General features: G+C 57.9%; 23 protein-coding genes. 13 read left to right on the top strand and 10 right to left on the bottom strand.

Features of this window, described 5'->3' with window-relative positions:
• Window positions 1–88 precede the first annotated feature (88 nt).
• Window positions 89–541 carry a copper chaperone PCu(A)C gene (locus tag IE089_RS08860; RefSeq protein WP_189477466.1) on the top strand — a complete coding sequence of 151 codons (453 nt, stop codon included), beginning with the start codon at window positions 89–91 and terminating at the stop codon, window positions 539–541.
• Window positions 542–630: 89 nt separating this feature from the next.
• Window positions 631–1,623, top strand: a complete 993-nt coding sequence (locus tag IE089_RS08855; RefSeq protein ID WP_229802758.1) for a DUF2333 family protein — start codon at window positions 631–633, stop codon at window positions 1,621–1,623.
• 4 nt (window positions 1,624–1,627) lie between these two features.
• Here IE089_RS08855 and IE089_RS08850 read toward each other — a convergent pair whose 3' ends face one another.
• The gene (locus tag IE089_RS08850; protein ID WP_189477464.1) at window positions 1,628–1,975 is read right to left on the bottom strand and encodes a pentapeptide repeat-containing protein; all 348 of its coding nucleotides are present in this window, start codon (window positions 1,973–1,975) and stop codon (window positions 1,628–1,630) included.
• An 84-nt stretch (window positions 1,976–2,059) separates the two neighbouring features.
• Here IE089_RS08850 and IE089_RS08845 point away from each other — a divergent pair, with 84 nt between their 5' ends.
• On the top strand, window positions 2,060–4,450 hold the full coding sequence (locus IE089_RS08845) for a DNA polymerase II (RefSeq protein WP_308428835.1): 2,391 nt from the start codon (window positions 2,060–2,062) through the stop codon (window positions 4,448–4,450).
• Between the two features lie 119 nt (window positions 4,451–4,569).
• Entirely contained in the window at window positions 4,570–5,652 is a 1,083-nt protein-coding gene (locus tag IE089_RS08840; RefSeq protein WP_189477462.1) for a serine hydrolase domain-containing protein, read from the top strand.
• Between the two features lie 22 nt (window positions 5,653–5,674).
• On the opposite strand, the gene IE089_RS08835 is transcribed toward IE089_RS08840, so the two are convergent.
• Complete coding sequence (locus tag IE089_RS08835; RefSeq protein ID WP_189477461.1) at window positions 5,675–6,676, bottom strand: adenosine kinase; 1,002 nt, start codon at window positions 6,674–6,676, stop codon at window positions 5,675–5,677.
• Between the two features lie 175 nt (window positions 6,677–6,851).
• Between IE089_RS08835 and mrcB the strand changes: the two genes are divergently transcribed.
• Window positions 6,852–9,107: a penicillin-binding protein 1B gene (mrcB, locus tag IE089_RS08830; protein WP_189477460.1), complete on the top strand. Its 2,256-nt coding sequence runs from the start codon at window positions 6,852–6,854 to the stop codon at window positions 9,105–9,107.
• A 2-nt stretch (window positions 9,108–9,109) separates the two neighbouring features.
• On the top strand, window positions 9,110–9,547 hold the full coding sequence (locus IE089_RS08825) for a tetratricopeptide repeat protein (RefSeq protein ID WP_189477459.1): 438 nt from the start codon (window positions 9,110–9,112) through the stop codon (window positions 9,545–9,547).
• 35 nt (window positions 9,548–9,582) lie between these two features.
• Here IE089_RS08825 and IE089_RS08820 read toward each other — a convergent pair whose 3' ends face one another.
• The gene (locus tag IE089_RS08820; RefSeq protein ID WP_189477458.1) at window positions 9,583–11,070 is read right to left on the bottom strand and encodes an ATP-binding cassette domain-containing protein; all 1,488 of its coding nucleotides are present in this window, start codon (window positions 11,068–11,070) and stop codon (window positions 9,583–9,585) included.
• 138 nt (window positions 11,071–11,208) lie between these two features.
• Between IE089_RS08820 and IE089_RS08815 the strand changes: the two genes are divergently transcribed.
• The gene (locus IE089_RS08815; protein WP_229802690.1) at window positions 11,209–11,823 is read left to right on the top strand and encodes an NUDIX hydrolase; all 615 of its coding nucleotides are present in this window, start codon (window positions 11,209–11,211) and stop codon (window positions 11,821–11,823) included.
• Between the two features lie 11 nt (window positions 11,824–11,834).
• Here IE089_RS08815 and IE089_RS08810 read toward each other — a convergent pair whose 3' ends face one another.
• The 5 genes from IE089_RS08810 to IE089_RS08790 all read right to left on the bottom strand — a co-directional run bounded on the left by IE089_RS08810 (window position 11,835) and on the right by IE089_RS08790 (window position 17,105).
• Window positions 11,835–12,482 (bottom strand): delta-aminolevulinic acid dehydratase, encoded by a 648-nt coding sequence (locus IE089_RS08810; protein ID WP_189477457.1) that lies wholly within the window; start codon window positions 12,480–12,482, stop codon window positions 11,835–11,837.
• 13 nt (window positions 12,483–12,495) lie between these two features.
• Window positions 12,496–13,503, bottom strand: coding sequence for a porphobilinogen synthase (gene hemB, locus IE089_RS08805; RefSeq protein ID WP_189477456.1), 1,008 nt, complete (start codon window positions 13,501–13,503; stop codon window positions 12,496–12,498).
• Window positions 13,504–13,514: 11 nt separating this feature from the next.
• Entirely contained in the window at window positions 13,515–14,795 is a 1,281-nt protein-coding gene (hemL, locus tag IE089_RS08800) for a glutamate-1-semialdehyde 2,1-aminomutase (RefSeq protein WP_189477455.1), read from the bottom strand.
• A gap of 89 nt (window positions 14,796–14,884) precedes the next feature.
• Window positions 14,885–15,304, bottom strand: coding sequence for a protoporphyrinogen oxidase HemJ (hemJ, locus tag IE089_RS08795; protein ID WP_189477454.1), 420 nt, complete (start codon window positions 15,302–15,304; stop codon window positions 14,885–14,887).
• 67 nt (window positions 15,305–15,371) lie between these two features.
• A complete protein-coding gene (locus IE089_RS08790) occupies window positions 15,372–17,105 on the bottom strand; it encodes a chloride channel protein (RefSeq protein WP_189477453.1) in 1,734 nt (577 codons plus the stop codon).
• Window positions 17,106–17,218: 113 nt separating this feature from the next.
• On the opposite strand from IE089_RS08790, the gene argC reads away from it, so the two are divergent.
• The 5 genes from argC to IE089_RS08765 all read left to right on the top strand — a co-directional run bounded on the left by argC (window position 17,219) and on the right by IE089_RS08765 (window position 20,297).
• Complete coding sequence (gene argC, locus IE089_RS08785; protein WP_189477452.1) at window positions 17,219–18,250, top strand: N-acetyl-gamma-glutamyl-phosphate reductase; 1,032 nt, start codon at window positions 17,219–17,221, stop codon at window positions 18,248–18,250.
• 3 nt (window positions 18,251–18,253) lie between these two features.
• The gene (locus IE089_RS08780) at window positions 18,254–18,991 is read left to right on the top strand and encodes a DUF6776 family protein (protein ID WP_189477451.1); all 738 of its coding nucleotides are present in this window, start codon (window positions 18,254–18,256) and stop codon (window positions 18,989–18,991) included.
• On the top strand, window positions 18,978–19,427 hold the full coding sequence (locus tag IE089_RS08775; RefSeq protein WP_189477450.1) for a bactofilin family protein: 450 nt from the start codon (window positions 18,978–18,980) through the stop codon (window positions 19,425–19,427). Before IE089_RS08780 ends, IE089_RS08775 begins: the two co-directional genes overlap by 14 nt.
• A 66-nt stretch (window positions 19,428–19,493) precedes the next feature.
• A complete protein-coding gene (gene erpA / locus IE089_RS08770) occupies window positions 19,494–19,847 on the top strand; it encodes an iron-sulfur cluster insertion protein ErpA (protein WP_189477449.1) in 354 nt (117 codons plus the stop codon).
• A 9-nt stretch (window positions 19,848–19,856) separates the two neighbouring features.
• The gene (locus IE089_RS08765) at window positions 19,857–20,297 is read left to right on the top strand and encodes a DsrE family protein (protein WP_189477448.1); all 441 of its coding nucleotides are present in this window, start codon (window positions 19,857–19,859) and stop codon (window positions 20,295–20,297) included.
• A gap of 26 nt (window positions 20,298–20,323) precedes the next feature.
• Here IE089_RS08765 and IE089_RS08760 read toward each other — a convergent pair whose 3' ends face one another.
• Entirely contained in the window at window positions 20,324–21,436 is a 1,113-nt protein-coding gene (locus IE089_RS08760; RefSeq protein ID WP_189477447.1) for an anhydro-N-acetylmuramic acid kinase, read from the bottom strand.
• Window positions 21,437–21,444: 8 nt separating this feature from the next.
• The gene (locus tag IE089_RS08755) at window positions 21,445–22,836 is read right to left on the bottom strand and encodes a peptidoglycan DD-metalloendopeptidase family protein (RefSeq protein ID WP_189477446.1); all 1,392 of its coding nucleotides are present in this window, start codon (window positions 22,834–22,836) and stop codon (window positions 21,445–21,447) included.
• A 147-nt stretch (window positions 22,837–22,983) separates the two neighbouring features.
• Here IE089_RS08755 and tyrS point away from each other — a divergent pair, with 147 nt between their 5' ends.
• Window positions 22,984–24,279, top strand: a complete 1,296-nt coding sequence (gene tyrS / locus IE089_RS08750; RefSeq protein WP_189477445.1) for a tyrosine--tRNA ligase — start codon at window positions 22,984–22,986, stop codon at window positions 24,277–24,279.
• The last annotated feature ends 372 nt before the right edge of the window (window positions 24,280–24,651 follow it).

Raw genomic sequence — 24,651 nt, 5'->3', positions numbered from 1 at the left:
AGCGAGTCTGTCCGTGATACTGTGATAGATTCAATTGCGCCGTTAAAGTTTCAGGCCACGTCAGGTTCTACGCCGTTAAGAGGTAAAGATGCCAAAATTTTCTCGCTCTATCGTCGCATATGGACTGGCTGTGATTAGCGCCCAGGCTTTGGCGGACTCTCTCACTCTTTCTGATGCTTGGGTGCGCGCGTTGCCCCCGGTGCAAAAGGTGACTGCGGGTTACGTAACAGTGAGCAATACATCAGACTCGCCAATTGTGCTGACAGGCGGCGCCAGTCCCGTTGCCAGCAAGGTAGAAATCCACACGACAAAAGAAGTAGATGGCTACATGCGCATGCAGCCTGTGCCGGAGCTCCGGGTCCCTGCCGGTGGCGAAGTATCCCTTGCGCCGGGTGGAGATCATCTCATGCTGATGGGGTTGGAGCGCATGCCAGTAGACGGTGAAGAGGTGCAGATTTGCCTCACGACTAAAGGTGGTGACACTGCTTGCACCGCTGCCCAGGTGCGCCGTGACGACAAGGGCGGCCACCATCACCATTAATTGAACGAACTGCGATACGGTATCTCATGAATAATCCCGCTCCACGTTCCAGCTTTTTCGAAAAGATCCGCGATTTCAGCGACGATTACATGCCCGGCGGCGGTATATTGCGCTGGTTGGGCGGGCTGCTCGCTCTTTATTTGTTGATATGTGTCGGGGTTGGCATCTACTGGAGTATGGCGCCAGAACCCTTCGACGTTCGCGAGCGCGCATCGCTCTATGCGTCGGAAGAAAACGGGCAGCTGGTCACGGGCTCTGTTACCACCGCTGCCCTGATGGGCGTCATGGATACCCTGCTCGAAAAGCCGGGTGGCTATCTTCATAACGATATTTTTCCGCCGGGGCTGTGGCTGGATAACATCCCTAACTGGGAATACGGCGCCCTGATTCAATCCCGTGATTTGGCGCGTGCTCTGCGCGAGGTATTCAGCCGCTCCCAGTCACAGTCAACAGAGGACAAAGATCTGGCGCTGGCCGAGCCACGCTTCAACTTTCAATCCGATAGCTGGATGTTGCCAGCGACGGAGTCGGAGTATAAGGCCGGGCTGGCGTACACCCGCAGCTATTTCCACCGCGTGTCGGATCCGGGCGTTACCGATGGGCAATTCTATGCCCGTGCCGACAACCTGCGTTATTGGTTGACGATCGTGGATACGCGCCTTGGCAGTCTGTCTCAACGACTCACCGCCAGCGTAGGCCAGCGACGGATCAACACCGACCTGGCAGGCGATTCGGTGGCGTCGCAGTCCACAGGCACTCCGGGGGATATGATCGTGAAAACCCCCTGGAATGAAATCGATGATGTGTTCTTTGAGGCGCGCGGTGCATCGTGGGCGCTGATTCACTTTCTGAAGGCAGCGGAAGTGGACTTTGCGGACGTTCTGGAAAAGAAGAATGCCACGGTCAGCCTGCAGCAAATCATTCGCGAGCTGGAAGCCACTCAGGAAACGGTGTGGAGTCCGATGATCCTCAACGGAACCGGGTTCGGCTTTCTGGCGAACCACTCATTGGTGATGGCGTCGTATATCAGCCGGGCGAACGCCGCGATTATCGATTTACGCGACCTGCTTGCACAGGGCTAGGGCGTTATTTGCGCCTGTCGTAACGCAGGCGCGTCCCGGTATCCAAGGACAGGCGAATTTCTTCAGCGCTGATCTCGGCGGGGAAGTAGCAACCCGAGAGTTTGGCATCCATCAGGCTGGCACCCTCGAGGTTGGTGTTGCGGAAATCGATACCGGACAGATCTGAATTACGGAAGTAGGCATTACTGAAATCCAGCCCATCCGCGTTCATAGTGCGCAGATCACGCCCGCGATAGTCGCCACTCTGCAGCTCACTGGTGTCCAGTGTGTCGCGTTGTGCGTTGAAGGCCTGGACATCTTCGTTGCGCAGCAACTGGTAAAGCGGATCGGGTTTGATGACAGGCTTATTCATGGATTCATCCTTGTGGCGGTTGCCGTGAGTACCCTGACTGCACCGGTTGCAGCCCGGGGCGACAGCCCACAAGCTTAAGCCACCGTGGACGCTAAGGGTAGTGTGGCGAGGTTTAACCGCTTGGGAACCAGAACAATTCAAGGCTTTTTGTTGACTCGAAGCTGGGCTGACACGGGCGAAGGTGTGCAGCTGGAGTATTGGTTCGCCACACCGGAAGGCGCCCGCTTGGTGCGCATCCCTGGGGCGCGAAGTGTGTTCTTCCTGCGCCAAAGCGATCAGGAGGCCGCTAAACCTCTAGTGGTGAGTAATCGGCAACTGGAGCTACGCCCGTTGCCGCTCACGTCCTTTGACGGTCAACCGGTGACCGCCGTCTACAGCCCCTCGCACAAAGCTGCCCGGCAACTCAGCGATAGGCTGGCCGATCGCAACATTGAATGCCTGGAAGCCGATATCAATCCGGCAGACCGGTACCTGATGGAGCGGTTTATCTCTGGGAGTGCTGAAATACACGGCGACTGGACCGCGCAAGGCTTGCCCGCCTCGCCCTGCCAGATACGTGCTGGCAGCTACCAGCCGGAATTTCGTGTGCTCTCCTTGGACATAGAAACGGCCATGCACGAGTTGTCACTCTTTTCCATCGGTGTGCACTCGTGGGGGTCAGGGGAAGAACAGCGCCGCGTGTTTATGGTTGGTAACGAGTGTCACCAGGACGAGGATTGGATCGAGTACTTTCCCGATCAGCGTGCGCTATTGACGCGTTTTCTCGACTGGCTTGCCGAGTCGGACCCCGACGTCATTATTGGCTGGAATGTCGTGAACTTTGACCTCTGGTACCTACAGCGTGTGGCTGAGGCCGAGGGTATAGCACTGAAGATGGGCCGATTAGGCTCAGAAGTGTATTGGCGCAGCCTGGATGAGGACGGCGAGCGTCGCGCTGCACGACTGTCTGGGCGTGTCGTGCTGGATGGTATTGAATTGCTGCGAGCGGCCTTTTATCGGTTCGAAAGCTTTTCTCTCAACCACGTGGCCGGCGAGATACTGGGGGACAGCAAATTACTGCACGGCAGCGGCCGCGGCGAGGAGATCGCTGAGTTGTTCGTGTCAGACAAGCCGGCGTTGGCGCGGTACAACCTGAAAGATTGCCTTTTGGTCTCCGAGATATTCCAGCGCGAGGGCTTGCTGGCCTTTGCGATCGCCCGCAGCACCATGACGGGATTGAATATCGACCGATTGGGCGCATCTGTCGCCGCATTCGACAACCTGTATCTGCCGAGACTGCATCGCGCGGGGTTTGTTGCACCTAATGCGCCGGCTGAACCGCCGGACAGCCCCGGTGGCTTTGTGCTGGATTCGCAGCCGGGTATCTACAGTCACGTACTGGTGCTGGACTTTAAGAGCTTGTACCCCAGCATCATCCGCAGTTTCCATATCGACCCTCTGGGCCTGGCGTTGGGGGTGAATCCGGCTGCCGACCCGAAACAAACAGTGCCGGGGTTTCGCGGCGGCCGCTTTGCGCGTGAAGGTCACATTCTGCCTGGTCTGATCGAGCGCTTGTGGCAACTGCGCGATGAGGCGAAGGCCTCGGGCAATCAGGCCCTGTCGCAGGCGATAAAAATCATCATGAACTCGTTTTACGGCGTGCTGGGTTCGCCGGGATGTCGCTTCTTTGATCCGCGCCTGGCCAGTTCCATCACACTGCGTGGCCACGAGATACTCCAGCAGTCTCGGGATTACATCGAGCGCGCGGGTCACAGGGTCATCTATGGCGATACAGATTCAGTGTTTGTGTGGATTCACACTGCGAGCAACGCCGAGCAGGCGGCAGCGGCTGGGAAAGCGCTGGAGGCCGACCTCAATCAATGGTGGTCTGAGCGATTGACGTCGGAGTTTGGGCTGGTATCGGCGCTTGAGTTGGAATTCGAAACCCATTTTCTGCGGTTCCTTATGCCCACTGTGCGTGGCTCTGACAAAGGCAGTAAAAAGCGTTACGCGGGCATTGTTGAGGCCGGCGGCGAGCTGCGAACGGTGTTCAAGGGCCTGGAGAATGTCCGCACTGACTGGACTCGCCTTGCCCGGCAGTTTCAGGAAGAGCTCTACGAGCGCGTCTTTCGCGAACAACCCTATGAGTCCTACGTTAAGCAAACTGCCCAGTCGCTTTCTGCTGGTGAGTGTGATGATTTACTGGTCTATCGCAAGCGCCTGCGTCGGCGCTTGCAGGACTACCAGCGAAATGTGCCACCCCACGTGCAGGCCGCCCGACTGTATGAGGAGCGTGGGCTGGCGCGTCCCCGACGCGGTGATTGGGTGGAGTATGTCATTACACAGGCAGGCGCAGAGCCGGTATTGGCGCGCCAGTCCCCGCTGGATTACCAGCATTACCGGGACAAGCAGCTGGCACCGGTTGCTGACGGCATTCTGTCATTCCTCGGAACATCCTTCGCTGCACTGACCGATCAACAGATCACATTGTTTTAAACAGTGGCAATAGTTGGTCGAATCTGGGCCTTGCGCCACAGTATTGTCCGTAGCGCTTCGTTTCTGGTTAAGCTAACCACCGTTTTTTCAGTGCTTGTTGTGACAGAGTGGAATTCTCCATGATCAGACTGATGTTCGTATTACTGATAAGTGTGGGCACTTCACTCGACGTTCGTGCCCAACCGGCAGTGGGTGGCTACGCGGTGCAGGTGATCGATGACGGGGGGCGCATTATAAGTCGGTCAGTGTCAGGCATTGCGAACCCGGAGCTTGGGATGCCCGTCTCAGCGGAGACGGTCTTTCATGTGGCTTCATTGTCAAACCAGGTTACTGCCGCGGCATTGGTAATGGCGATCGAGGATGGTCGGGTGAGTTTGGATGCGCCGCTCTCGCGTTTTGTGCCTGAAGCGAAAAAGTATGGCGACAGGCTAACACTTGCCCACCTCATCTATTTCTCCAGTGGGCTGACAGAGCCCTATGCGTTAGAACGGCAGTCCGGCATGCCCTGGTTCACGCACTACTATTTCTCCATTGACGAAGCGATTGCGACCAGCCTCTCTGCAGAGGCGCTCCAGTTTCAGCCTGGCGATGCTTGGCAGTACAGCAACATCAATTACATGCTCATCACCAAGGTGATTGAGTCCCTGTACGATGTTTCGTTTTCTGACTTCGTAGAGAACCGTATTTTCGAGCCGTTGGGGATGCACGCATCGCGGGTGAACGATGACATAACAGAAGTCATCCCACTGCGGGCCGACGGCGTACTTCCGCGCACGCCCGAGGTGCTAGCTGCCTTGTCAGATGTTGGCATAGTGGCCCAAGCGGGCGACGGAATTGTTATGATGCGGAGAAACTCGTCACATATTGGTGGGAGCGGGGTCATGTCCAGCCTTAGCGACTGGGCCCGCTGGCAGAGGGAGATACTGACGCAGGACGCCTTCGGTGAAGCATTTTGGTCCCAGATGCTGTCGCAGAGGCGATTCAGTCATGAAAAACATAACGATGCCATGGGCCTGGTGCACGGCGATATCGATGGCCACTCGGTGGTCTGGTTTGCCGGCGACGATATTGACGCCTCGAGCCACAGCATCGTTGCCACCGATGCGGGGCTCGCGTCGGTTTGCTTCTCCAACAATCGGTTTACCGATTGCCGCTCGATGGCTATCGCTGCGATCAGGGCCGCGTTGGACGCGCCCCTCTAACGCTCACAAGATTACTCACGCTTTAGTCGCCAAAGAAGCTTGCTCGCAGCGCCGGGTGATCCTCGGCGGGCAGGCGCGGCCCGTAGCGTGATACGACTTTCCCGGCGGCCAGGCTGGCGAAGCGGCCCGCAGTGGGGAAGTCCTCACCACGCGTGACACTGTATAGGAAAGCGCCGGCAAACATATCGCCCGCGCCGTTGGTATCTACGGCTTGAACCTGATGCGCGGGGATTTCGTGCAAGGCTTCGCCGTCAAAGGCCAGTGCGCCGCGAGAGCCGCGAGTAATGACAAACTGTCTGGCGATAGCTTTCAGTGCTTCAATCGCACTGTCCATGTCATCGGTCTGGCCCCAGCCCAGTGCTTCTTCTTCATTGCAGAAAACGAGATCAACACCACCCCCTATCATCTCCGCCAGCCCGTCTCTGAAGAATTCCACCATCCCGGGGTCAGACAGGCTCAAAGACGTTTTCACGCCCGCGGCTTCAGCGATCTCGCGTGCGCGTATGGCGGCCGCTCGGCCAGTGGGTGATGTCACCAGATAGCCCTCGATGTACAGGTACTCGGAATCTTCAATCGCAGGCGGATCCAGCTGCTCCTCCGACAGGCTCTCGGAGATCGCGAGGAAAGTGTTCATGCTGCGCTCGGCATCCGGTGTGATCAGCACCAGGCACTTGCCGGTGGTGCCTTCGGGACGTCCATTCCGTAGGCAGTGATCGACCCCTGCAGCCTCCATGTCTGCCAGATAGATGGCGCCGTCTTCATCGTTGGCCACCTTGCAGGTCATGAACGTGGGGGCGCCAAACAGGGCGGCGGCGATCATTGAGTTCCCCGCACTACCGCCGCTGGCGTGGCTGGCTTTAACCATGTGGCCCGTCAGGTGTTGGAGAAGCTCACTCTGCCGGTCCTGATCAACCAGAGTCATCATGCCCTTGTCGACACCCATGGCATTCAGATCCTGGTCATCAACCTTGATTTCTGTATCGACTAGCGCGGCGCCCAGGCCGTAAACCTTGTACTTCTTCATGTGGGGGTGTCCTGTGTAAAACAGCGGGTCATTATCCTGATCCGCAGGGTATTTGAAAGCGCTGCGTCATGGGCTTGGTGCTGCGGCGCAGCCAGTCAGCATGATGGGCTCGTGGCTGGGATTTCTGGTCTCTCTATCGCTGCGATCACACTGAGTTGCGGTACACTCGCGCCTCATGAGTCGTACCCAACGCCCCCTGCTCAAAATAGTCCTTGCCCTGTCCGTTATCGGCCTGTTGGGACTTATCTACCTTGATGCGCGCATCACCACTACGTTCATCGACAAAATGTGGGAACTGCCCGCCAAAGTTTACGCGAGGCCCCTGGAATTGTTTGTGGGCGCCCAGGTGTCTGCGGACGACCTGGCCTACGAGCTGGAGGCACTGGGATACCGCAAGGTGCGCAGCGCAGGTCAGCCCGGGCAGGTGTCCCGCGCGGGCGGACGCTTTGATATCTATACGCGCGGATTCAGTTTTCCCAATGAGCGCGAACCTGCACAGCGAGTATCCCTGAGCATCGCTGGTGATCGCGTGCAGACGATGAGCAGCGCGGGACAATCGCTGGATCTCATGCGCCTGGACCCGGTGCAAATTGGGGGAATCTATCCCTCCCATGGTGAAGACCGCATTCTGGTGAGATTGTCGGATGTGCCCGAGACGCTAACCGGTGCTCTGCTGGCTGTCGAAGATCAACATTTCTACGATCACTGGGGCTTTTCCATCACGGGTATCGCCCGGGCGGCCCTGAGCAATTTCAGATCAGGTCAGGTCGTTGCTGGCGGCAGCACAATTACCCAGCAATTGGTAAAGAACTATTACCTAACGCCCGAACGCACCATCGTGCGCAAACTGACAGAACTGGTGATGGCGGTACTGCTGGAGCTGCATTACGACAAGTCCGAGATACTCGAGAGCTACCTCAACGAAGTGTACCTGGGCCAGGAAGGGCCTCGGGCCATCCATGGCTTTGCGCTGGCGGCACGGCATTATTTCGATACGCCATTGGAGCAATTGGGGCTGCACCAGCAGGCACTGCTGGTAGGTATGATCAAAGGTCCCTCTCTGTACAACCCCTTGCGTAATCCAGAGCGCGCCACTGAGCGTCGTGATCTGGTACTCAACGTGATGGTGGAGCAGGGGGTCATTAGCGCTGAGCATGCCACTATCGCCAAGGCCATGCCCCTGGGGCTGAATAGCAATCGTACGGTCAGGGATACACACCCGGGCTTCCTTGACCTGGTGCGACGCCAGCTCAGGCAGCAGTACCGTGACGAGGACCTTACGACGCTTGGCTTGAGTATCTTCACGACCTTTGACCCGCTGCTGCAGCGCCAACTTGAGCGCAGTACTGCGCGGGTAATGAACCAGATAGACCCCGAGGGTGGCTTGGAAACTGCCAGCGTGGTGACTCGATTCGACAACGGAGAGGTTGCTGCGCTAGTGGGTGGGCGGCGAGTACGCTATGCCGGTTTTAACCGTGCGCTGGATGCCCGCAGGCCAGCGGGGTCTCTGCTCAAACCTGCGGTCTACCTCGCTGCACTGGAGCAGCCCCAGCAGTATTCCCTGGCCTCGGTGTTGTCTGATGAACGTGTGGAAGTGACCGGCCCTAATGGCCAGGTCTGGGAGCCACGCAATTTTGATCGTCAACCTCACGGTGACGTGTTGCTCTATCAGACACTCGCCAACTCGTACAACCTGGCCACGGCGCGTTTGGGCATGAATCTCGGTATCCCCACGGTGGTCGACATGCTGCGTCGACTGGGTATCACGGGCGATATCCCTGCGGTGCCGGCATTGATGTTAGGCGCTGGCGAGTACTCGCCAATGATGATGGCGGCGATGTACCAGTCCATCGCCGCGGGCGGATTCCGCCAGCCACTTCGCAGTATTCGTGATGTCGTGGATGCCAACGGCGAGCCGCTCTCCCGTTATGTATTGAACTACGAGCGTACCGTGGGCATAGAACCGGTTCACCTGTTGCAATACGGCATGCGTGCGGTGGTGCAGGAAGGTACGGGCCGCGGTGTGTACCGCTACCTGCCCAGTGACTTCGCGGTCGCCGGAAAAACCGGTACCACTAACGATGGCCGTGATTCCTGGTTTGCTGGTTTCTCCGGCGATCTCATGACCGTGAGCTGGATCGGCCGCGATGATAACGGTGGCACTGGCCTGACCGGCAGCTCCGGTGCATTGAAGGTATGGGCAGACTTTATGGCCGGCGCTGCCAAGCGGCCGCTGGCCTACCGCATGCCCAATGGCATTGAGCCGGATTATATCGACGAGTCACTGGGTTATCGCACTGGTAAGGGCTGCCCGAACTCTCGTATGCTTCCCTTCATTGCTGGGTCGGAACCTGTGCAGCGCACTAATTGCTCGGCGCGCTCAAACCCGGTGAAAGACTGGTTTCAGCGCTTGTTTAGTGGGGGTAGCTAACAATGATAAAGCCATTTAGGGCCTTAACGGTCCTGGCGATGGTAACCGTTGCCAGCGGGTGTTCGGTGTACAGTTTGCCGGGGCAACAACCTGCGCCCACCGCACCGCCACCGCCCAGCCCGGAAGCCGCACCCTCTGCGTCATCTAGTACACCCGCACCTCCACAACGTGAGCCCGCGCGTGACCCCAATGCCAGTGACGCCTACGGTGGTCTGGTTGAGCGTGCTGCCGCCGCCCGTAGTCGTGGCGACTATGAACAGGCACTCAGTTACCTGGAGCGCGCGCAGCGTATCGACGCTGACTCCGGTGAAATCTACCTGGAATTGGCCAGAACCTATGCAGCCAGCGGTGATGATGCGTCCGCGCGAGCGGCTGCCGAGCGAGGGTTGTTGTACTGTCGAGGCAGTGAGTGTGAGGCCCTCAGGGAATTCACGCGATAGCGCTTTTTGAGCCGGTTGACTGAGCGACTCATTCGCTATCGCACGCTGACGTTAAAGCCAGCGTCAGCCGGCTCAAAATGCAAGAACTGGTTAATGCACTGGGGGATTTCTCCGGCGGAGTGACTGACAAAAATGACCTGCGTATCGGCGTGCGCGGCGATGTGGTCGACTGCCCTTAGAATCAACGCGCGGTGATAGCCGTCCAAACCCAACGTGGGTTCGTCCAGCAGGAGGATAGCGGGAGACTTCACCATTGCCCGCGCTAGCAAAACCATGCGCTGCAGGCCAAACGAGAGTTCATCGAAGTTGGCGTTAGCAATGTCCCCCAGTCCCAAGCAGTTGAGCCATTCCTGCGCCCCCTGGCGCTGTGAATCTCCCCAGTTGTCATACAAGCCCAGCGAGTCGAAGTAGCCAGATACCACCACTTCAATCACCCGCATGCGAGCCGCAAAGTTCAGATGCAGTTGGGTGTCTACCTGACCAAACTTCTGCTTGATATCCCATACACTCTCGCCGCTGCCACGACGCACGCCGAACAATTCGATGTCCTGTCCATAGGCTTTGTGATTATCGCCAGTGATGAGGCTGAGCAGGGTGGTCTTGCCACAACCGTTGGGGCCAGCGACGCAACAGTGCTGGCCCCGGGCAAACCTCCAGTTAACACCGGCTAGCACTTGCAGCTCTCCGTAGCGCACTGCAACGTCTCGCAGCTGCAACAAGGGCGCTTGCTCCTCCAGCGTGTAGGAGCGTGGGAAGGGTGGCGGCAGCGCTCCAAGCTCGGGCAGTGGGGGCATGAGACTGGAGGCAACCTCTGGACGGGCGAGCACGTGTTCGGCCTCCCCGCTGGCTAAGACTTCTCCATTCGACATTGCCAGCACATGGGTCGTGGTGGTCGGTATATCCGTCGGTTGGCGACAGAAAACAATAACGGGCATGCCGTCAGTCTGTAATTCCTCGATGATTGCCGCGAGCGTTGTTTGCGACGCCTTGTCCAGTCCGTCCAGCGGATTGTCCAATAGCAGCAGGCCAGGCTTTGCGAGAATGGCGCTGGCGAGCAGGGTCTTGCGCATCTCGCCCGTACTGATGAAGCGCAACCCTCTATTGAGAATATGGTCGATACCGACGCGCTGGCAAAGGGCGGTTATGTCCAGCTCGCTTGCTCCGCTTGACGCCAGCATGTCGATGACGCGGGTTCCCGCGTCCTGGGCATCGGCACTGAATTCTGCGGTATCGAGCTTCCTGTCGCGTTCACACAGCGCCTTGGCTTGCTCGAAACAGACATAATTGACGCCGCTGTTGCGCACCTCGTCGTCCAGGGTCACTTGCCCCGTATGTCTGGCTTGCCCGCTAACGATGCGAGCGATGCTGGTTTTACCTGCCCCATTGGCTCCGATCACTGCCCAGTGCTGCCCCTTGAAAATGCGCCATTCAATGCGCCTGAGCGCCGGCAGTGCGCGGTAGGTCAGCCCGACATTCTTGAGGCTGAGTAACGTGTTGGCAGTGTCTGTCGAGGTGTCACTCATAGGGCATAGAGGCAAAGAAAAGAGGCGGCGGCAGTGTACCAAAGCGCGGCGCTACGGTTTGGCGACCGATCAACTTGTCTCTGCACGGTATCACTGGCTTAATCGGAGCCCCTACCGGCCGGTCAAAAGAGTCGCCTCTTGAGCACGCCCCACATAGATACTCTGCGCGAGCAGCTACAGCGACATCGGGTCCGCAAGCCTCTGTTGCGGCCGCTGATGAAGCGTTCATCGGTGGCCATCGTATTGCGCGAGCATGGTGACGATACCCAGGTGCTGATGATCAAGCGTGCAGAGCGCGAAGGCGATCCCTGGTCAGGCCATATGGCGTTTCCCGGTGGGCGTAGAGATCCCACAGACAAAAATGGCTTCGAAGTTGCGTTGAGGGAAACCCGGGAGGAAGTGGGGCTTGCGCTCACGCCGGACGATCACTGTCTCGGCCGGTTGTCGGACATCAATGCGCGTCCTAGCCGCCGTGTCTTGGGGATGGCGGTCAGTGCGTTCGTCTTTCATCTGCAGCGAGACGTGAAGTTCGTTCCGAACTACGAAGTGGCTGAAGTGGTATGGATTCCGCTCTCCTTTCTGCTGGATACAGACAACAGAGAGCGCATGGTCTGGGAGCGTGGCAATATCAAGCTGCCCTTGCCCTGTTACTTTTATGAGGGCAGGCGTATCTGGGGCCTGTCGTTGGCCATGCTTGATGAGTTAATGGATGTTCTGGAAGGGCCGAACGCAGCGCGGGCCCAATGGCGTTAGAGCACGTCGGTCTACTCGGAACCGCCAGGTTGGTTGGCGTCCAGCTCAGTGTCCCCGCGAACAAACGCCTTGGTATCCAGCTTTAGCTCGCGCAGGGCAGGGTCATCACGTGACGCTTCAAGCAGGGCCTCGTCTTCGATCCTGCCCATCACGTGAGCTTCAATCAGTTCCATTAGCACCGGTGTCATTTGGGGCTCATGGTCAAAGCGTGGGCCGTTCACCAGATTTCCCGTCACGACATCATCGACGCGACTCAGCCAAAAGCCGCCGCAGTTGGACAAGCTGTAGTCGCCGACTCGTCCGTAGCTGATATTGGGTGTGTCAGGATTAAAGCCGCCCGGTACCTGTTTCTTAATTTTGTGCAGTGCCATCACCCAGCGGGTGCCCGGCGGGAAATTTTCTACATCCGGACGACAATAGTCACCGGTCTTCATCCAGATTCGGATGATGTCAAAGGCATCACCGCCGCGCAGGTCAGACTCTACGCCCATGTCTATGGAGTTGCCCTTGGTGGCGATAACTGTTCCGCTCACTACCCGGTCCACCTGCCAATGCACCTCAGCAAAGCTGCCTTTCCACAAGCAGCTGCATTCCGCGCTAACGGTCTTGGGTGTCAGTGCCAATAGTGCGATGGCAGTTATACGGAGTACCCAGGGCATACTGTTGCTGCGCTCACTGCAGGGCTTTGGCAGCATCCAGTGCAAAATAGGTCAGGATGCCGTCGCATCCCGCGCGCTTGAATGCCATTAACGATTCCAGCATCACGGCCTCTTTTGAGAGCCATCCTTGTTCAAACGCGGCCACATGCATCGCGTACTCACCGCTTACCTGATAAGCAAAGGTGGGTGACTTTAGCTCCTGCTTCACGCGCTGGACGACATCGAGGTACGGCATACCCGGTTTGACCATGATCATGTCGGCCCCCTCGGCCAGATCCAGCGCGCACTCATGCAGGGCTTCGTCGCTGTTGGCGACATCCATTTGGTAGCTGTACTTATTGCCACCCTTGATGTTGCCGGCAGAACCCACAGCGTCCCGGAATGGCCCGTAGTAGCTGGAAGCATACTTCGCCGCATAGGACATGATCAGTGTGTTGTGATGCCCCGCAGATTCCAGCGTACTTCGGATGGCGCCGATACGGCCATCCATCATGTCTGAAGGCGCTACGACGTCTGCTCCCGCTGCGGCGTGAGAGGCGGCCTGCTGCACCAGTACCTCAACGGTGGTGTCGTTCAATACGTAACCAGCGTCATCGATAATGCCGTCCTGACCGTGGGTGGTGAATGGGTCAAGCGCGACATCGGTGATGACGCCCAGGTCAGGCACTGCATCTTTCAGCGCCTGCACGGCCCGTTGAACCAGACCGTCTGCGCTGTAAGCTTCCTCTGCATTCAGGCTTTTTTTCTCGGCACCCACCACGGGGAACAGTGCCAGCGCAGGAATGCCCAGTGCGTGGGCGTCTCTAGCCAATGTGAGCAACAAGTCGATGGACAGCCTTTCAACCCCTGGCATTGAGGGGACGGCCTCTCTCTGCCCCGTGCCTTCCAGCACGAATACCGGGTAAATGAGGTCGCTGGGAGTCAGCTGATTCTCGCTCACCAGCGCTCGTGAGAATGCGTGCGCCCGCAGGCGGCGCATCCGTGTTTGGGGATAGTGTCCACGCTGCGTGTTAAAGACCATGAGCTTGTTCCCTAGAGTGCCGCGAATGCCTGGGCCGCGGCATCCACGGTCATGGCGATATCCTCATCGCTGTGCGCCGCTGACATAAAGCCCGCTTCGTATGACGCTGGGGCCAGGTACACACCGGCCTCCAGCATTGCATGGAAGAAGCGGTTGAAGGCATCAGTGTCGCAATTCATAACCTGAGTGTAATTGCTGACACTCTCTGCGTCTGTGAAAAAGCCGCCGAACATGGTCCCGGCGTGATTGGTTGTGAAAGGTACGCCAGCGCGCTCAGCGGCGCTCTCCATGCCCGCACACAGTGCCCGCGTGCGCTCAAAAAGCGGCTCGTAAAATCCGGGGGCAGAGATAACCTCCATCGTAGCAAGGCCCGCCGCCATCGCAATGGGGTTACCCGAGAGTGTACCCGCCTGGTACACCGGGCCCAGCGGTGCGATTTGCTCCATGATGTCGCGCTTTCCACCAAAAGCGCCCACCGGCATGCCGCCGCCGATAACCTTACCGAGGCAGGTCAGGTCTGCCTCAATACCGTAATAGCCCTGCGCGCCCTGTAAACCGAACCGGAAGCCGGTCATTACCTCATCGAGGATGAGTATCGCTCCGTACTCGTCAGAAACAGCACGCAGTGTTTCCAAAAAACCGGGCAGCGGCGGAATGCAATTCATGTTGCCGGCTACGGGTTCCACGATGATGCACGCCACGTCGTTGCCTATCTCTTCAAAAGCCGCCCGAACGCCGTCGCTATCGTTGTAGGTCAATGTGACGGTGTGGTCGGCAAGCGAGGCAGGTACGCCCGGCGAACTGGGCACACCGAAGGTGAGCGCTCCTGATCCTGCTTTGACTAAAAGTGAATCAGAGTGGCCGTGGTAGCAGCCTTCAAACTTGACGATCTTGTCACGCCCGGTGGCACCGCGAGCGAGCCTGATGGCACTCATCGTAGCTTCGGTGCCGGAGTTCACCATCCGCACCAGGTCCATGCCGGGCATGATGTCGCAGACGCGGTCCGCCAATGCTGTTTCCAGTTCGGTGGGTGCCCCAAAGCTCAAACCCTTTGCGCTTTGCTCGACCACTGCCTCGCGTACGTGGGGATGATTGTGACCCATGATCATGGGGCCCCATGACAGCACATAGTCTATGTAGCGCTTGCCCTGCGGGTCGAACAGGTACGGGCCCTGCGCGTGATCGATGAAAATGGGCGTGCCGCCCACAGCCTTGAATGCCCGCACGGGTGAGTTAACGCCGCCGGGGATATGTGCCTTGGCTTTTTCAAAAAGCGTCTCGAATGCAGTCATGGCTGAGCCTTTGGGTTGTTGGTACTTAGTTGGGGCGCAAATTATGGTGGCAAGCTGCCGTGATAGCCAGTCGCCAAACTGGTCAATACCTAGAAGGGTTTCAGGACTGCGAGGATGACAATGGCAAACAGGAAGAGCACAGGAACCTCATTGAAGAAGCGATAAAACACATGCCCGTGCCGGTTGCGGTCATTGTTAATCTGGGTGACATAGCGGCCACATTGGAAATGGTAAACAACCAGAAAGGCCACTCCCCCCAGTTTTATCCAGAGCCATGTCGCGGCCAGATAGTACTGGGGGTTCATCCACATCATGGCCAGGCCGAACCCGATCGCCAGCACCATAAATGGGGTGACAAACCGATAGAGCTTGCGTGCCATGACGGCCAGTTGAGCGCGCGTCTCATCGTGTTCTGATGCCGCGTAGTAAACGAAGATGCGGGGCAGATAAAACAGGCCGGCAAACCAGCAGACCACGAAAATGATATGAAAGGCTTTTAGCCACAGCATTGTCGAAGCGTGTCTCCCGTTTTCCCAGCAGCGTGGTATCGCATGATACGTCTTGAGTGTATGGCCGCTAAAGCCTTGCCAGTGAGAATCGCTCTATGCTTTCTCGGGTAACAATACCCTGGAGTACTCGCTGGCCTCCCGTGCCTCGACTGTACACCAATGCCGCCTCTGCCGTTTCGCGTTTCAAGGCATCCATAGTCTGTCGTAGTGTGGCTTGTTCGGGGACCGATACCACGCTCCAGCGCCGAATATCGGCATGGGTTAGGTCTATTGGCTGCTCGCTATCCGGCTCTCCCTGCGAATGCAGCCAGTCCGCCAGGGCGTTGCCATTCACGAGATACAAGTCCTCGCCATCCCGTGTCAGCAGACACCAGCCGGGCGTCGCGTTTAGGAAAGTGTCCAAGGCGGTATGGGCGAGAGTGCTGTCCATTCGCGTGACGCTGATCTCCATGCTGCTGGTGACATTGGTTCGGTGCAGCAGTTGGTTGAGCGGATCATCCGGCACCTGCCGCTTCAGGTGCCGCAATACCGTTTGGTGAGCGGATCGCTGGCGAAAAATGCCCGTGTTGGTTAGGTTGGCGGTAACGATGGCGAGCATCGCTGGCATAGCGATACTGATGGTTTGGGTTAACTCGATGATCGCCAGTATGGCTGCCAGCGGTGCCGACAGCACCGCGCCCATGGCGGCCCCCATACCCAACATAATATAGAGGGCGGGCTGGGAGGCCAGCTGAGGGAACAGTTCCTGGCCGACGGTGCCCAGCGCTCCGCCCATACAGGCACCGATCAACAGGCTGGGGCCGATCAGGCCGATGGGCATCCCCATGCCCGCGCTAAAGGCGGTGGCAATTAGCTTGCTGGCGGCGATTGCCAGTAAGAGCGCAAGACTGAGTCTGCCGGCAAGGACGAGACCCAGAGTGTCATACCCGATTCCCAGGATCTGCGGCACCATAATGGCCAGCGAGCCTGTCAGTAAACCCGCGAGCGTGAAGCGCAACAGCACCGGCCAATGTGAGAATCCCGCAGAGAGCCGGCTAATCCGAATAAACAGCGCGATGGCAGCCCCACAGCAGGCGCCAAGGAGTACCACATAGGGTATTTCCCACAGCGAGTTGAGCGTGACCGGTGGCATAGAGAACTCGGCGGCGCCACCGCCAAACTGACGACTGATGGCCGCGGCAGAGACGGCTGCAAGGATCACCGGCAAGAAACCCGCCACCGTGTACTCGGCCACGATGACTTCCATGGCGAAGATGACGCCCGCCAGCGGCGTATTGAATGCGGCTGCGATACCGCCGGCAGTGCCACAGGCGATCAACACCCTGAGGCTATTGTTGGGGAGGCCGAGTCGCTGGCCCAGCTGACTGTTGATGGCGCCGCCCAGATGAACCCCAGGGCCCTCGCGTCCGCCGGATTGGCCGGTTGCCAGGGCGAAGGCGCCGGCAATGAACTGTACGATCGCGTTCCGAACGGGTAGCACGCCATAGTGCGAGTGCATCCGACTCAGCACGTGCACTATCCCGGTCTCCCGGTCCTCGGGCCGCAAAAACGAAAACACCACGCCCAGCACCACTGCGCCGGCCACGGGTAAGGCAAACAGTGCCCAGCGCGGCAGTGACTCGAACCCTTCGCCACTGCCATCAACACCCCACAGCAGGGCGATCTCCTGAATACTGACCTCAAAAGCTAGCACTATGAGACCAGAGGCGATACCGCCGATCAGGCCGAGCAGGGCATAGGCCAGTGTCGATTCGTAATTAGTCAGATAGCGGCGGTATTGGGCCAGTAACCGGTTCAGCATGTGAGTGAGGTTGCGCCTGTGGTAAGCCAATATTACCAGTTAAAAGGGCGGGTAATACTTTTATACTGTCGCCCCTGAGAGAATTGCGCCCCAGAGGAATAAGGCGGGTTGTTATGGTCAGTGTAGGCATTGTTGGCGGTACCGGATACACCGGTGTGGAACTGTTGCGTCTGTTGGCGGCTCATCCTGAGGCCCGCGTCACTGTGATTACTTCTCGCGCGGAGGCAGGGCGCCGCGTTGACGATCTCTATCCCAACCTTCGAGGTCACTGCGAATTGGCGTTCTCAGATCCAGCCAGTGCTGAGCTCACTGCCTGTGATATCGTGTTTTTTGCCACGCCGCACAACGTGGCCATGCACTCGGTGCCCGACCTTATCGCTGCAGATACGCGGGTCATTGATTTGTCCGCGGACTACCGTATCCGCGATGCCCAGCTGTGGTCCCAGTGGTACGGCGAGCCTCATGCCAGTCCTGATCTTCTCTCGAAGGCCGTTTATGGCCTCCCCGAGTTGAATCGAGATGCTATCGCCGGGGCGCAGCTGGTGGCCTGCGCCGGGTGTTACCCCACGTCGATACAGCTGGGCTTCCTGCCTTTGCTGGAAGCAGGAGTGGTGGACACCGTTAACTTGATTGCCAGCGCTGCGTCCGGCGTTAGCGGTGCTGGCCGTCAGGCTAAAGTCGACAACTTGCTCAGTGAGGTTTCCGATAGCTTCAAGGCTTACGGGGTCAGTGGTCATCGGCACCTCCCGGAAATTGAGCAGGGGTTGAGCGCAGTCGCTGGCGAGTCTGTGTCAGTGACTTTCGTGCCCCACCTGCTGCCGATGGTGCGGGGTATTCACGCTACTTTGTATGCGCAGCTGACACGGACAGACGTGGATTTGCAGGGATTGTTCGCAGAACGTTACGCCGATGAGCCATTCGTCGATGTTCTGGAGACGGGCACCTATCCGCAGACTCGTACTGTGCGCGGTACCAATCGCGTGCAGATTAGTGTGGAGCAGCCACAGGGGCGCAACACGGTGGTTGTGATGGTCACCGAAGATAACTTGGTGAAGGGAGCCTCTGGTCAGGCGATTCAGGCGATGAACCTGATGCTCGGCATGCCGGAGACCTTGGGCTTGACGCAGATTGGCTTACTGCCCTGATCCATGCCGGATTCCCACTATAAGACAGTTGTCCGCCGCGAGCATCCTTACAGACCACTGTTTCTGGCGGGGCTTGGCCTGCTGTTGGTTGGGGGCGGGGCTGTCGCGGGCTTTATTCTCGGCGGCGTCACTGTGCCACAGCCAACTGAACCTGAGCTGGTTGCGGATGCTCAGGTGCCCGCCGAGGCCGATCCCGGTGTGCTTTCGCTGGAGCAGCAGATCGTTTCCCTGGATACGCGTAACGAAGTGGACCGCGCCACCATTGAGATTTTACGGCGTGAGATTGCGCAGCAGAAACTGCAAATCGCGGAGCTGGAAGAAGGCATCCAGTTTTATCGCGGGCTCATGGCTCCGGGTGAGATTGGGCAGGGTTTGAGCCTGCGGCCGATGGAGTTGGTGTCAACCGGGGTGGAACGGCGCTATCTCTATCGCCTGGTTGCCCAGCAAGAGGCCCGCAAGCACAGCACGCTGCAGGGTGAGCTGTATGCCGAAATCGTGGGTACGGTGGACGGTGAGCGTAAAACTTATCCGCTGTCATCACTGACGGATGACATGGAAACCAGCGTACAGAAATTGCGATTCAAGTACTTCCAGTCTGTCGAGGGTGAGCTCACTCTGCCGGAGGGTTTTCAACCCGAGGTGATCAATGTGGTGGCGTCTGCGCGTACACCTCGTAATATGGAAGCCCGAGAGCAATACATCTGGCAGCCACAGGAGAAATTTACCAATGTTGGGAAGTAAGAAGGCCGGGCAGGTATCAGGCCACACCACGCTGGTTTCCAGTGATACGACGATCGTGGGTGATCTTCACTTCGCGGGTAACCTAGATATTGAAGGACTGGTCCAGGGTAATGTGATTGCCAAGCCGGACGCCCCGGCGATTGTGCGCATAGTTGGCAAAGGTCGTGTGGAGGGTGATATTCGCGCACCACTGGTTGTTGTAAACGGTGAAGTGAAGGGCGAGGTCTACAGTGCCGAGCGTCTGGAACTGGCGGCAAATGCTCGCGTTGAGGGCAATGTATTTTATGCACTGCTGGAAATGTCGGTGGGTGCCGAAGTGAATGGCAACCTCACCCACATAGACCCGCCGGTTACCGAGAAAGCCAAGCGCAAGCGGGCCTCCACGCCGCCAAATAAGGACACAGCCGCGGACACTGCGCCGGCTGGCCAAACTTGACCAAAATACTAGGTTTTACCATAATCTTCGTCCAATCAACGCTGCGAGATGCTCGCCCCAACCACTATGGCTGTTGCTGAAAGCTTCGATCCCACTGGAATTAACCTCACCGCTCGTGCCATCGACAAGGTGCGCGAACTGGTCAGTGAAGAGGAGAATGCCGACCTCAAACTGCGTGTGTATATCACTGGCGGTGGTTGTTCGGGGTTTCAGTATGGGTTCACCTTTGAGGAAGACGCAGCGGACGATGACACAGCCATTCAGAAGGGCGGTGTTACCGTGGTAGTAGACCCAATGAGCTATCAGTATCTGGTGGGCTCGGAAGTGGACTACACAGAGGGTCTTGAGGGGTCTCGCTTTATCGTCAACAACCCCAACGCCACCACCACCTGCGGGTGTGGCGCGTCCTTCTCGATCTGATCCTTGAACGTGCACGCACAGGATCCATTCCGCTTCCTCTTCGTTGTTGCGCTGTGGCTACTTGCCGCTGCAAGTCATGCCCAGACTGAAGGTTATGTCGCGGATATACAGCTGCAATCCACAGAAGAGTTTGCACAGCTGCTCTCCCGCGCAGACGCCTTGGTGCAAAGTGGTGAAGTGCCTCTGGATGGGCAGCCGCGGGTAACCTTCGTGATGCACGGCCCTGGCGTGCGATCGTTGCTGCGCCCGGCCTACCTCGAAAACAAATCAGTGGTTGATTTGGCTGCCAGGCTGTCAGCGCTGGGTGTTATTGAAATCCGTGCCTGCGAAACGTGGATGGGCGGTAATGCCATTGACCCCTCCGAGTTACAGCCGTTTGTTGGCACGGTGGCCAGCGGTCGAATTGAAGTAGAACGCCTGGTTTCAGAACGGGGCTACGTTAAGTTCTAGAAAACCACTGCCTGCATACCCAATGCTCAGGCAGGGAAAATTCCGCCCAAAATCCGCTTGCCCTGTGCTCCCGTGACTATCGGTGCATTACCCGGGAGCTGCTGCAAGGTTTGCTCAGCCAGCCATGCAAAGGCCACAGCCTCTACCCATTCCGGGTCTAGCCCCAGAGCCGAGGTGTCCTCGAGCTTGCGTGGCGAGAGGTGGCGGTAAAGCCGTCGCATCAAATCAACATTGCGCGCGCCGCCGCCACACACATAAATCTCATCCACCGGGATCTCTGCGCCGGTAATCGACCGTGCGATCGACGTGGCCGTGAGTTCAGACAGAGTCGATTGGACGTCCTGCGCTCTGATGCTTGGCGTTGCTTGTAGGTACGTTTCCAGCCAGTGGCGGTTGAAGAGCTCCTTGCCAGTGCTGCGAGGTCCATCGCTACTGAAATAATCGTCGCTGAGCATGGCGGCCAGCAAGTCGTCGTTGCAATTACCTTCTGCGGACCATTGGCCATCGCGATCAAAGGGCTGGCTCTGGTGCTGCAAAACCCACTGGTCGAGCAGTGTGTTGCCCGGTCCGCTATCGAACCCACCCATTAATGTCTCACCACTGAGCAAGGTGACATTGGCAAAGCCGCCGATGTTTACGATGGCGCGGTTTTTCCCGGCTTGGGCAAAGGCCGCAGCATGGAAGGCGGGAGCCAGTGGTGCGCCTTCACCGCCGGCCGCAATGTCTCGTCGACGGAAATCGGCAACGGTAGTGATCCCCGTGCGCTCGGCGATGGTGTTCGGATCACCGATTTGCACGGTGAAAGCGGGCTCATTGCCCGCGGATGGGGGACGATGGCGTAGTGTCTGCCCATGGCTGCCAATTGCGGCGATAGCCGCGGGTGCTACGCCAGCCTTCGACAATAATGCATCGACTGCGTCGGCGAACAGTATGCCCAATCGACGATCGAGACTGCCCATTCGCTCAATCTCGGCGCTGCCGCTGTGACTGATATCGACAATCTCTTGTTTAATGTCGGCGGGCAGTGGGAAATCGAGGCTTGCCTTCAGCGCAATGCCTGCACCGCAGCTAACCAGGGCGGCGTCAATGCCGTCGGCGCTGGTGCCCGACATAAGCCCGATCATTAGACGCTCGGGCATGGGAGGTGTCAGTGCGCGTCGCTATTGCTGGCAGCGCTCGCCTTGGCAATACGCGACTCAGCTTGCTGCAGGGATGCCAACTGTTGGGAGACGCCGCTGATTGCTTCTTGGAAACGCGGCAACTCCGAATTGGGTAGGGATTTCGCTTTTGGCAGCTGCTTGTGCACGGTGCGCGGGTTGCGGTGCACACCATCGACCAAAAATTCATAGTGCAGATGTGGCCCGGTGGCGGCACCGGTCATGCCAACGGTGCCTATCACCTGGTTCTGGGCAACGCGCTGTCCTTGTTTCACACGGCGCTTGTGTAAATGAAGGTACTTGGTGACGTAGCGCTCGCCGTGTTGAATGAATACGTAATTGCCGTTGGCCTTCGTATAGCCCGCTTTTGTCACACGTCCATCGCCCGCCGCATACACGGGCGTGCCGGTGGGCGCCGCATAGTCAGTACCACGGTGTGGGCGGCGTGTTTTATAAATTGGGTGCAGGCGACGCATATTGAAGTTAGAGCTAATGCGGGTGAAATCGACCGGCGCCATGAGGAAGGCCTTCTTCATACTCACCCCGTCCTCGTTGTAATAGGAGGTGGTGCCGCTGCTGTCTGTGTACCGATACGCGTTAAAGGTCTTGCCCTGATTGGTGAACGAGGCGGCAATCAGGTCACCGTCATCAAACTTTTCCCCGTCCAGGTACTGTTCCTCATAAATGAGGTGCATGGTGTCGCCCTTGCGAGGGTCCAGTACAAAATCGATAACACCGCCAAACACCTGTGCCATTTCCATGATCATGTTGTTGCTGAGCCCGGCTTCCTGGCCCGCAATAAAAAGCGACGAGACGATCTCACCAGACGCCCAGGTCTCACGCACCTCAGGCTCTCTCAATACTCTCTCGCTGGTGTAGCCGTCGCCTTCGCGGAGATAGGTGACGGTTTCCTGTCGCGAGAGCACATGGCGTACTGCTGCCAGACTACCGTCGTCGGCAGTTTGGAAGGCGATGGTTTGCCGCGGGTAGAGCTTGCCCAACCCTCTGCCGTGCTCTGCGGTATTGACGACTTTATACATGTCGCGATCACTGAAGCCGGCGCGGTTGAACACCAGGGACAGGTTGTCGCCGGATCGTACGGTTTGTTCTACCCAATGGGGTGTTGGTGGCTCCACCTCAGCCGTTGGAATGTCGATGGCCTCAACGGTTGGCTGCGAGGCTATTTCAGGGGTGGGCGTGGCTGAGTCCTGCGCCGTTTGCACAGTTTTACTGTTGGTCTCTGGCGATTCGCCAGGCAACAAGAGGGTAGCAGTGACGATGAAAAGCAGCGACAAACCTGCCGCGATTATGTGGCTGGTTTGAATGCCTTTGCGCTCACTGCGAACTGCGGTGGCTCCCCGCGGTTTTTTCGCTGTCAGCATGCCCCGATGTTCATTCCATATGGTCGCCGTTGAGTATATAAAAAAACCGCTCGGGACTACAGCGCCTCGCGCTTGCAATTGGGTTGCCATACGGTATCGTTGTCGCCCCTTTTTTGGCCTCCCGACTCTGGAGCGAAGAGCAATCAAATGAGCAGTGAACTACTGAAAGACCTAGAGGCCCGTGGCCTTATCTTCCAGATCGCAGGTGAGGCCGAATTGCCTGCCTGGTTGGATGGTGGTTCTCGCACGCTCTATTGTGGGTTTGATCCTACCGCCGACAGTCTCCACATCGGCTCCCTGGTGCCGTTGCTCATGTTGCGTCGCTTTCAGTTGGCCGGTCACAAGCCGCTGGCGCTGGTGGGCGGTGCAACCGGGCTAATCGGTGATCCCAGCTTCAAGGCGCAGGAGCGTCAGCTAAACACCCCTGATGTGGTTGCCGGGTGGGTGGATAAGATCCGCGACCAGGTCTCCAAGTTTATTGATTTCGATGCCGGCGAAGCCTCAGCAGAAGTAGTGAACAACCTCGACTGGACAGAGGATGTCAGTGTGTTGGATTTCCTGCGGGATATCGGCAAGCACTTTTCCGTTAACGCCATGATCCAGAAGGAGTCAGTGAAGCAGCGCATTGAGCGTGAAGGCAGTGGTATCAGTTTTACTGAATTCTCTTACATGATCCTGCAGTCCTATGACTTCGCAGAACTGAATAAGCGGCACGGTTGCAGTTTGCAAATTGGCGGGTCAGATCAGTGGGGGAACATCACCGGCGGCATCGACCTGACTCGCAGGTTGCACGGCAATCAAGCCTTTGGCTTGACCATGCCATTGATTACGAAATCAGATGGCACCAAATTTGGAAAGACGGAGTCAGGCACGGTATGGCTGGATCCGGCCCGCACCTCGCCCTATGCCTTCTACCAGTTTTGGTTGGGTACGGCGGATGCTGACGTATACAACTTCCTCCGCTTCTTCACGTTCCTGGATGTCGACGCTATCGCAGAGATTGAGCGGTCCGATGCTGAGCGGCAGGGCAGACCCGCTGCACAGGGCGTATTGGCCGAGGAGGTCACGCGAATCGTGCATGGCGACGAGGGCCTTGCGGCTGCCGTGAGGATTACTGATGCCTTGTTCAGTGGTTCCTTTGAGGCACTATCCGAAGATGATTTTGGGCAGCTGCGTCAGGACGGTCTCCCTGCGTCCACAGTAGCGCGGGCCGAACTACCGGAGACCCTGACCCAGATGCTGACTGAGGCGGGAATGGCCGCTTCGGGCAAGCAGGTCAAGGATGCCCTTGGGCGAGATGCGGTGCTGGTAAACGGTGTGGCGGCTTCCTGGGCGCAAAATGCTGCGGTTGCGGACGTATTCAGCCAGGACGCGGCTCGCTTTGGTCGCTTTTACCTGGTGCGCCTGGGTAAGAAGAAATACCACCTTTTCGAGATGGTGTAGCGTTTGTCGCCACCTGTGAGGCGGTTTTTACTCCTCGCATGAAAAAAATTTACAAAGTGCTTGCGCCCAGAATTCTGGCTGCGTATAGTGCGCGTCCTCTCGGGGGGCAGGGCGCAAAGCGCACCTCGAAGAGTTGCTCAAAAAGCAAGCAAAATCAATTGCTTATCTCAGAGAGCTAATTTCACCTGAAGGTGGTCTGCAGTAGCATAAAGTTTTAAAAATGTGTTGCTAAGGAGCGGATGGTGAGTATAATACGCGTCCGCGTTTGGGGATGACCCCGAACCATAACCCACTCCTGGCGAGTTGGGTGTTGCTTAACAAGTAGATGAAGACAGATGTGTGGGCACTTGTTGGAGTAGTTGTCACAACTAT

The sequence above is a fragment of the Parahalioglobus pacificus genome (assembly GCF_014652275.1).
GTDB lineage: Bacteria > Pseudomonadota > Gammaproteobacteria > Pseudomonadales > Halieaceae > Parahalioglobus > Parahalioglobus pacificus.
The sequence above is the reverse complement of the archived record's forward strand: the minus strand, read 5'-3'. Positions and strand labels throughout refer to the sequence as shown.

Excerpts from the sequence above, each read along its gene's own strand:
- IE089_RS08860 (WP_189477466.1), top strand. The coding sequence starts at position 89 with ATGCCAAAATTTTCTCGCTCTATCGTCGCATATGGACTGGCTGTGATT.
- IE089_RS08855 (WP_229802758.1), top strand. The coding sequence starts at position 631 with ATGCCCGGCGGCGGTATATTGCGCTGGTTGGGCGGGCTGCTCGCTCTT.
- IE089_RS08850 (WP_189477464.1), bottom strand. The coding sequence starts at position 1,975 with ATGAATAAGCCTGTCATCAAACCCGATCCGCTTTACCAGTTGCTGCGC.
- IE089_RS08840 (WP_189477462.1), top strand. The coding sequence starts at position 4,570 with ATGATCAGACTGATGTTCGTATTACTGATAAGTGTGGGCACTTCACTC.
- IE089_RS08835 (WP_189477461.1), bottom strand. The coding sequence starts at position 6,676 with ATGAAGAAGTACAAGGTTTACGGCCTGGGCGCCGCGCTAGTCGATACA.
- mrcB (WP_189477460.1), top strand. The coding sequence starts at position 6,852 with ATGAGTCGTACCCAACGCCCCCTGCTCAAAATAGTCCTTGCCCTGTCC.
- IE089_RS08825 (WP_189477459.1), top strand. The coding sequence starts at position 9,110 with ATGATAAAGCCATTTAGGGCCTTAACGGTCCTGGCGATGGTAACCGTT.
- IE089_RS08820 (WP_189477458.1), bottom strand. The coding sequence starts at position 11,070 with ATGAGTGACACCTCGACAGACACTGCCAACACGTTACTCAGCCTCAAG.
- IE089_RS08810 (WP_189477457.1), bottom strand. The coding sequence starts at position 12,482 with ATGCCCTGGGTACTCCGTATAACTGCCATCGCACTATTGGCACTGACA.
- hemB (WP_189477456.1), bottom strand. The coding sequence starts at position 13,503 with ATGGTCTTTAACACGCAGCGTGGACACTATCCCCAAACACGGATGCGC.
- hemL (WP_189477455.1), bottom strand. The coding sequence starts at position 14,795 with ATGACTGCATTCGAGACGCTTTTTGAAAAAGCCAAGGCACATATCCCC.
- hemJ (WP_189477454.1), bottom strand. The coding sequence starts at position 15,304 with ATGCTGTGGCTAAAAGCCTTTCATATCATTTTCGTGGTCTGCTGGTTT.
- IE089_RS08790 (WP_189477453.1), bottom strand. The coding sequence starts at position 17,105 with ATGCTGAACCGGTTACTGGCCCAATACCGCCGCTATCTGACTAATTAC.
- argC (WP_189477452.1), top strand. The coding sequence starts at position 17,219 with ATGGTCAGTGTAGGCATTGTTGGCGGTACCGGATACACCGGTGTGGAA.
- IE089_RS08780 (WP_189477451.1), top strand. The coding sequence starts at position 18,254 with ATGCCGGATTCCCACTATAAGACAGTTGTCCGCCGCGAGCATCCTTAC.
- IE089_RS08775 (WP_189477450.1), top strand. The coding sequence starts at position 18,978 with ATGTTGGGAAGTAAGAAGGCCGGGCAGGTATCAGGCCACACCACGCTG.
- erpA (WP_189477449.1), top strand. The coding sequence starts at position 19,494 with ATGGCTGTTGCTGAAAGCTTCGATCCCACTGGAATTAACCTCACCGCT.
- IE089_RS08760 (WP_189477447.1), bottom strand. The coding sequence starts at position 21,436 with ATGCCCGAGCGTCTAATGATCGGGCTTATGTCGGGCACCAGCGCCGAC.
- IE089_RS08755 (WP_189477446.1), bottom strand. The coding sequence starts at position 22,836 with ATGCTGACAGCGAAAAAACCGCGGGGAGCCACCGCAGTTCGCAGTGAG.
- tyrS (WP_189477445.1), top strand. The coding sequence starts at position 22,984 with ATGAGCAGTGAACTACTGAAAGACCTAGAGGCCCGTGGCCTTATCTTC.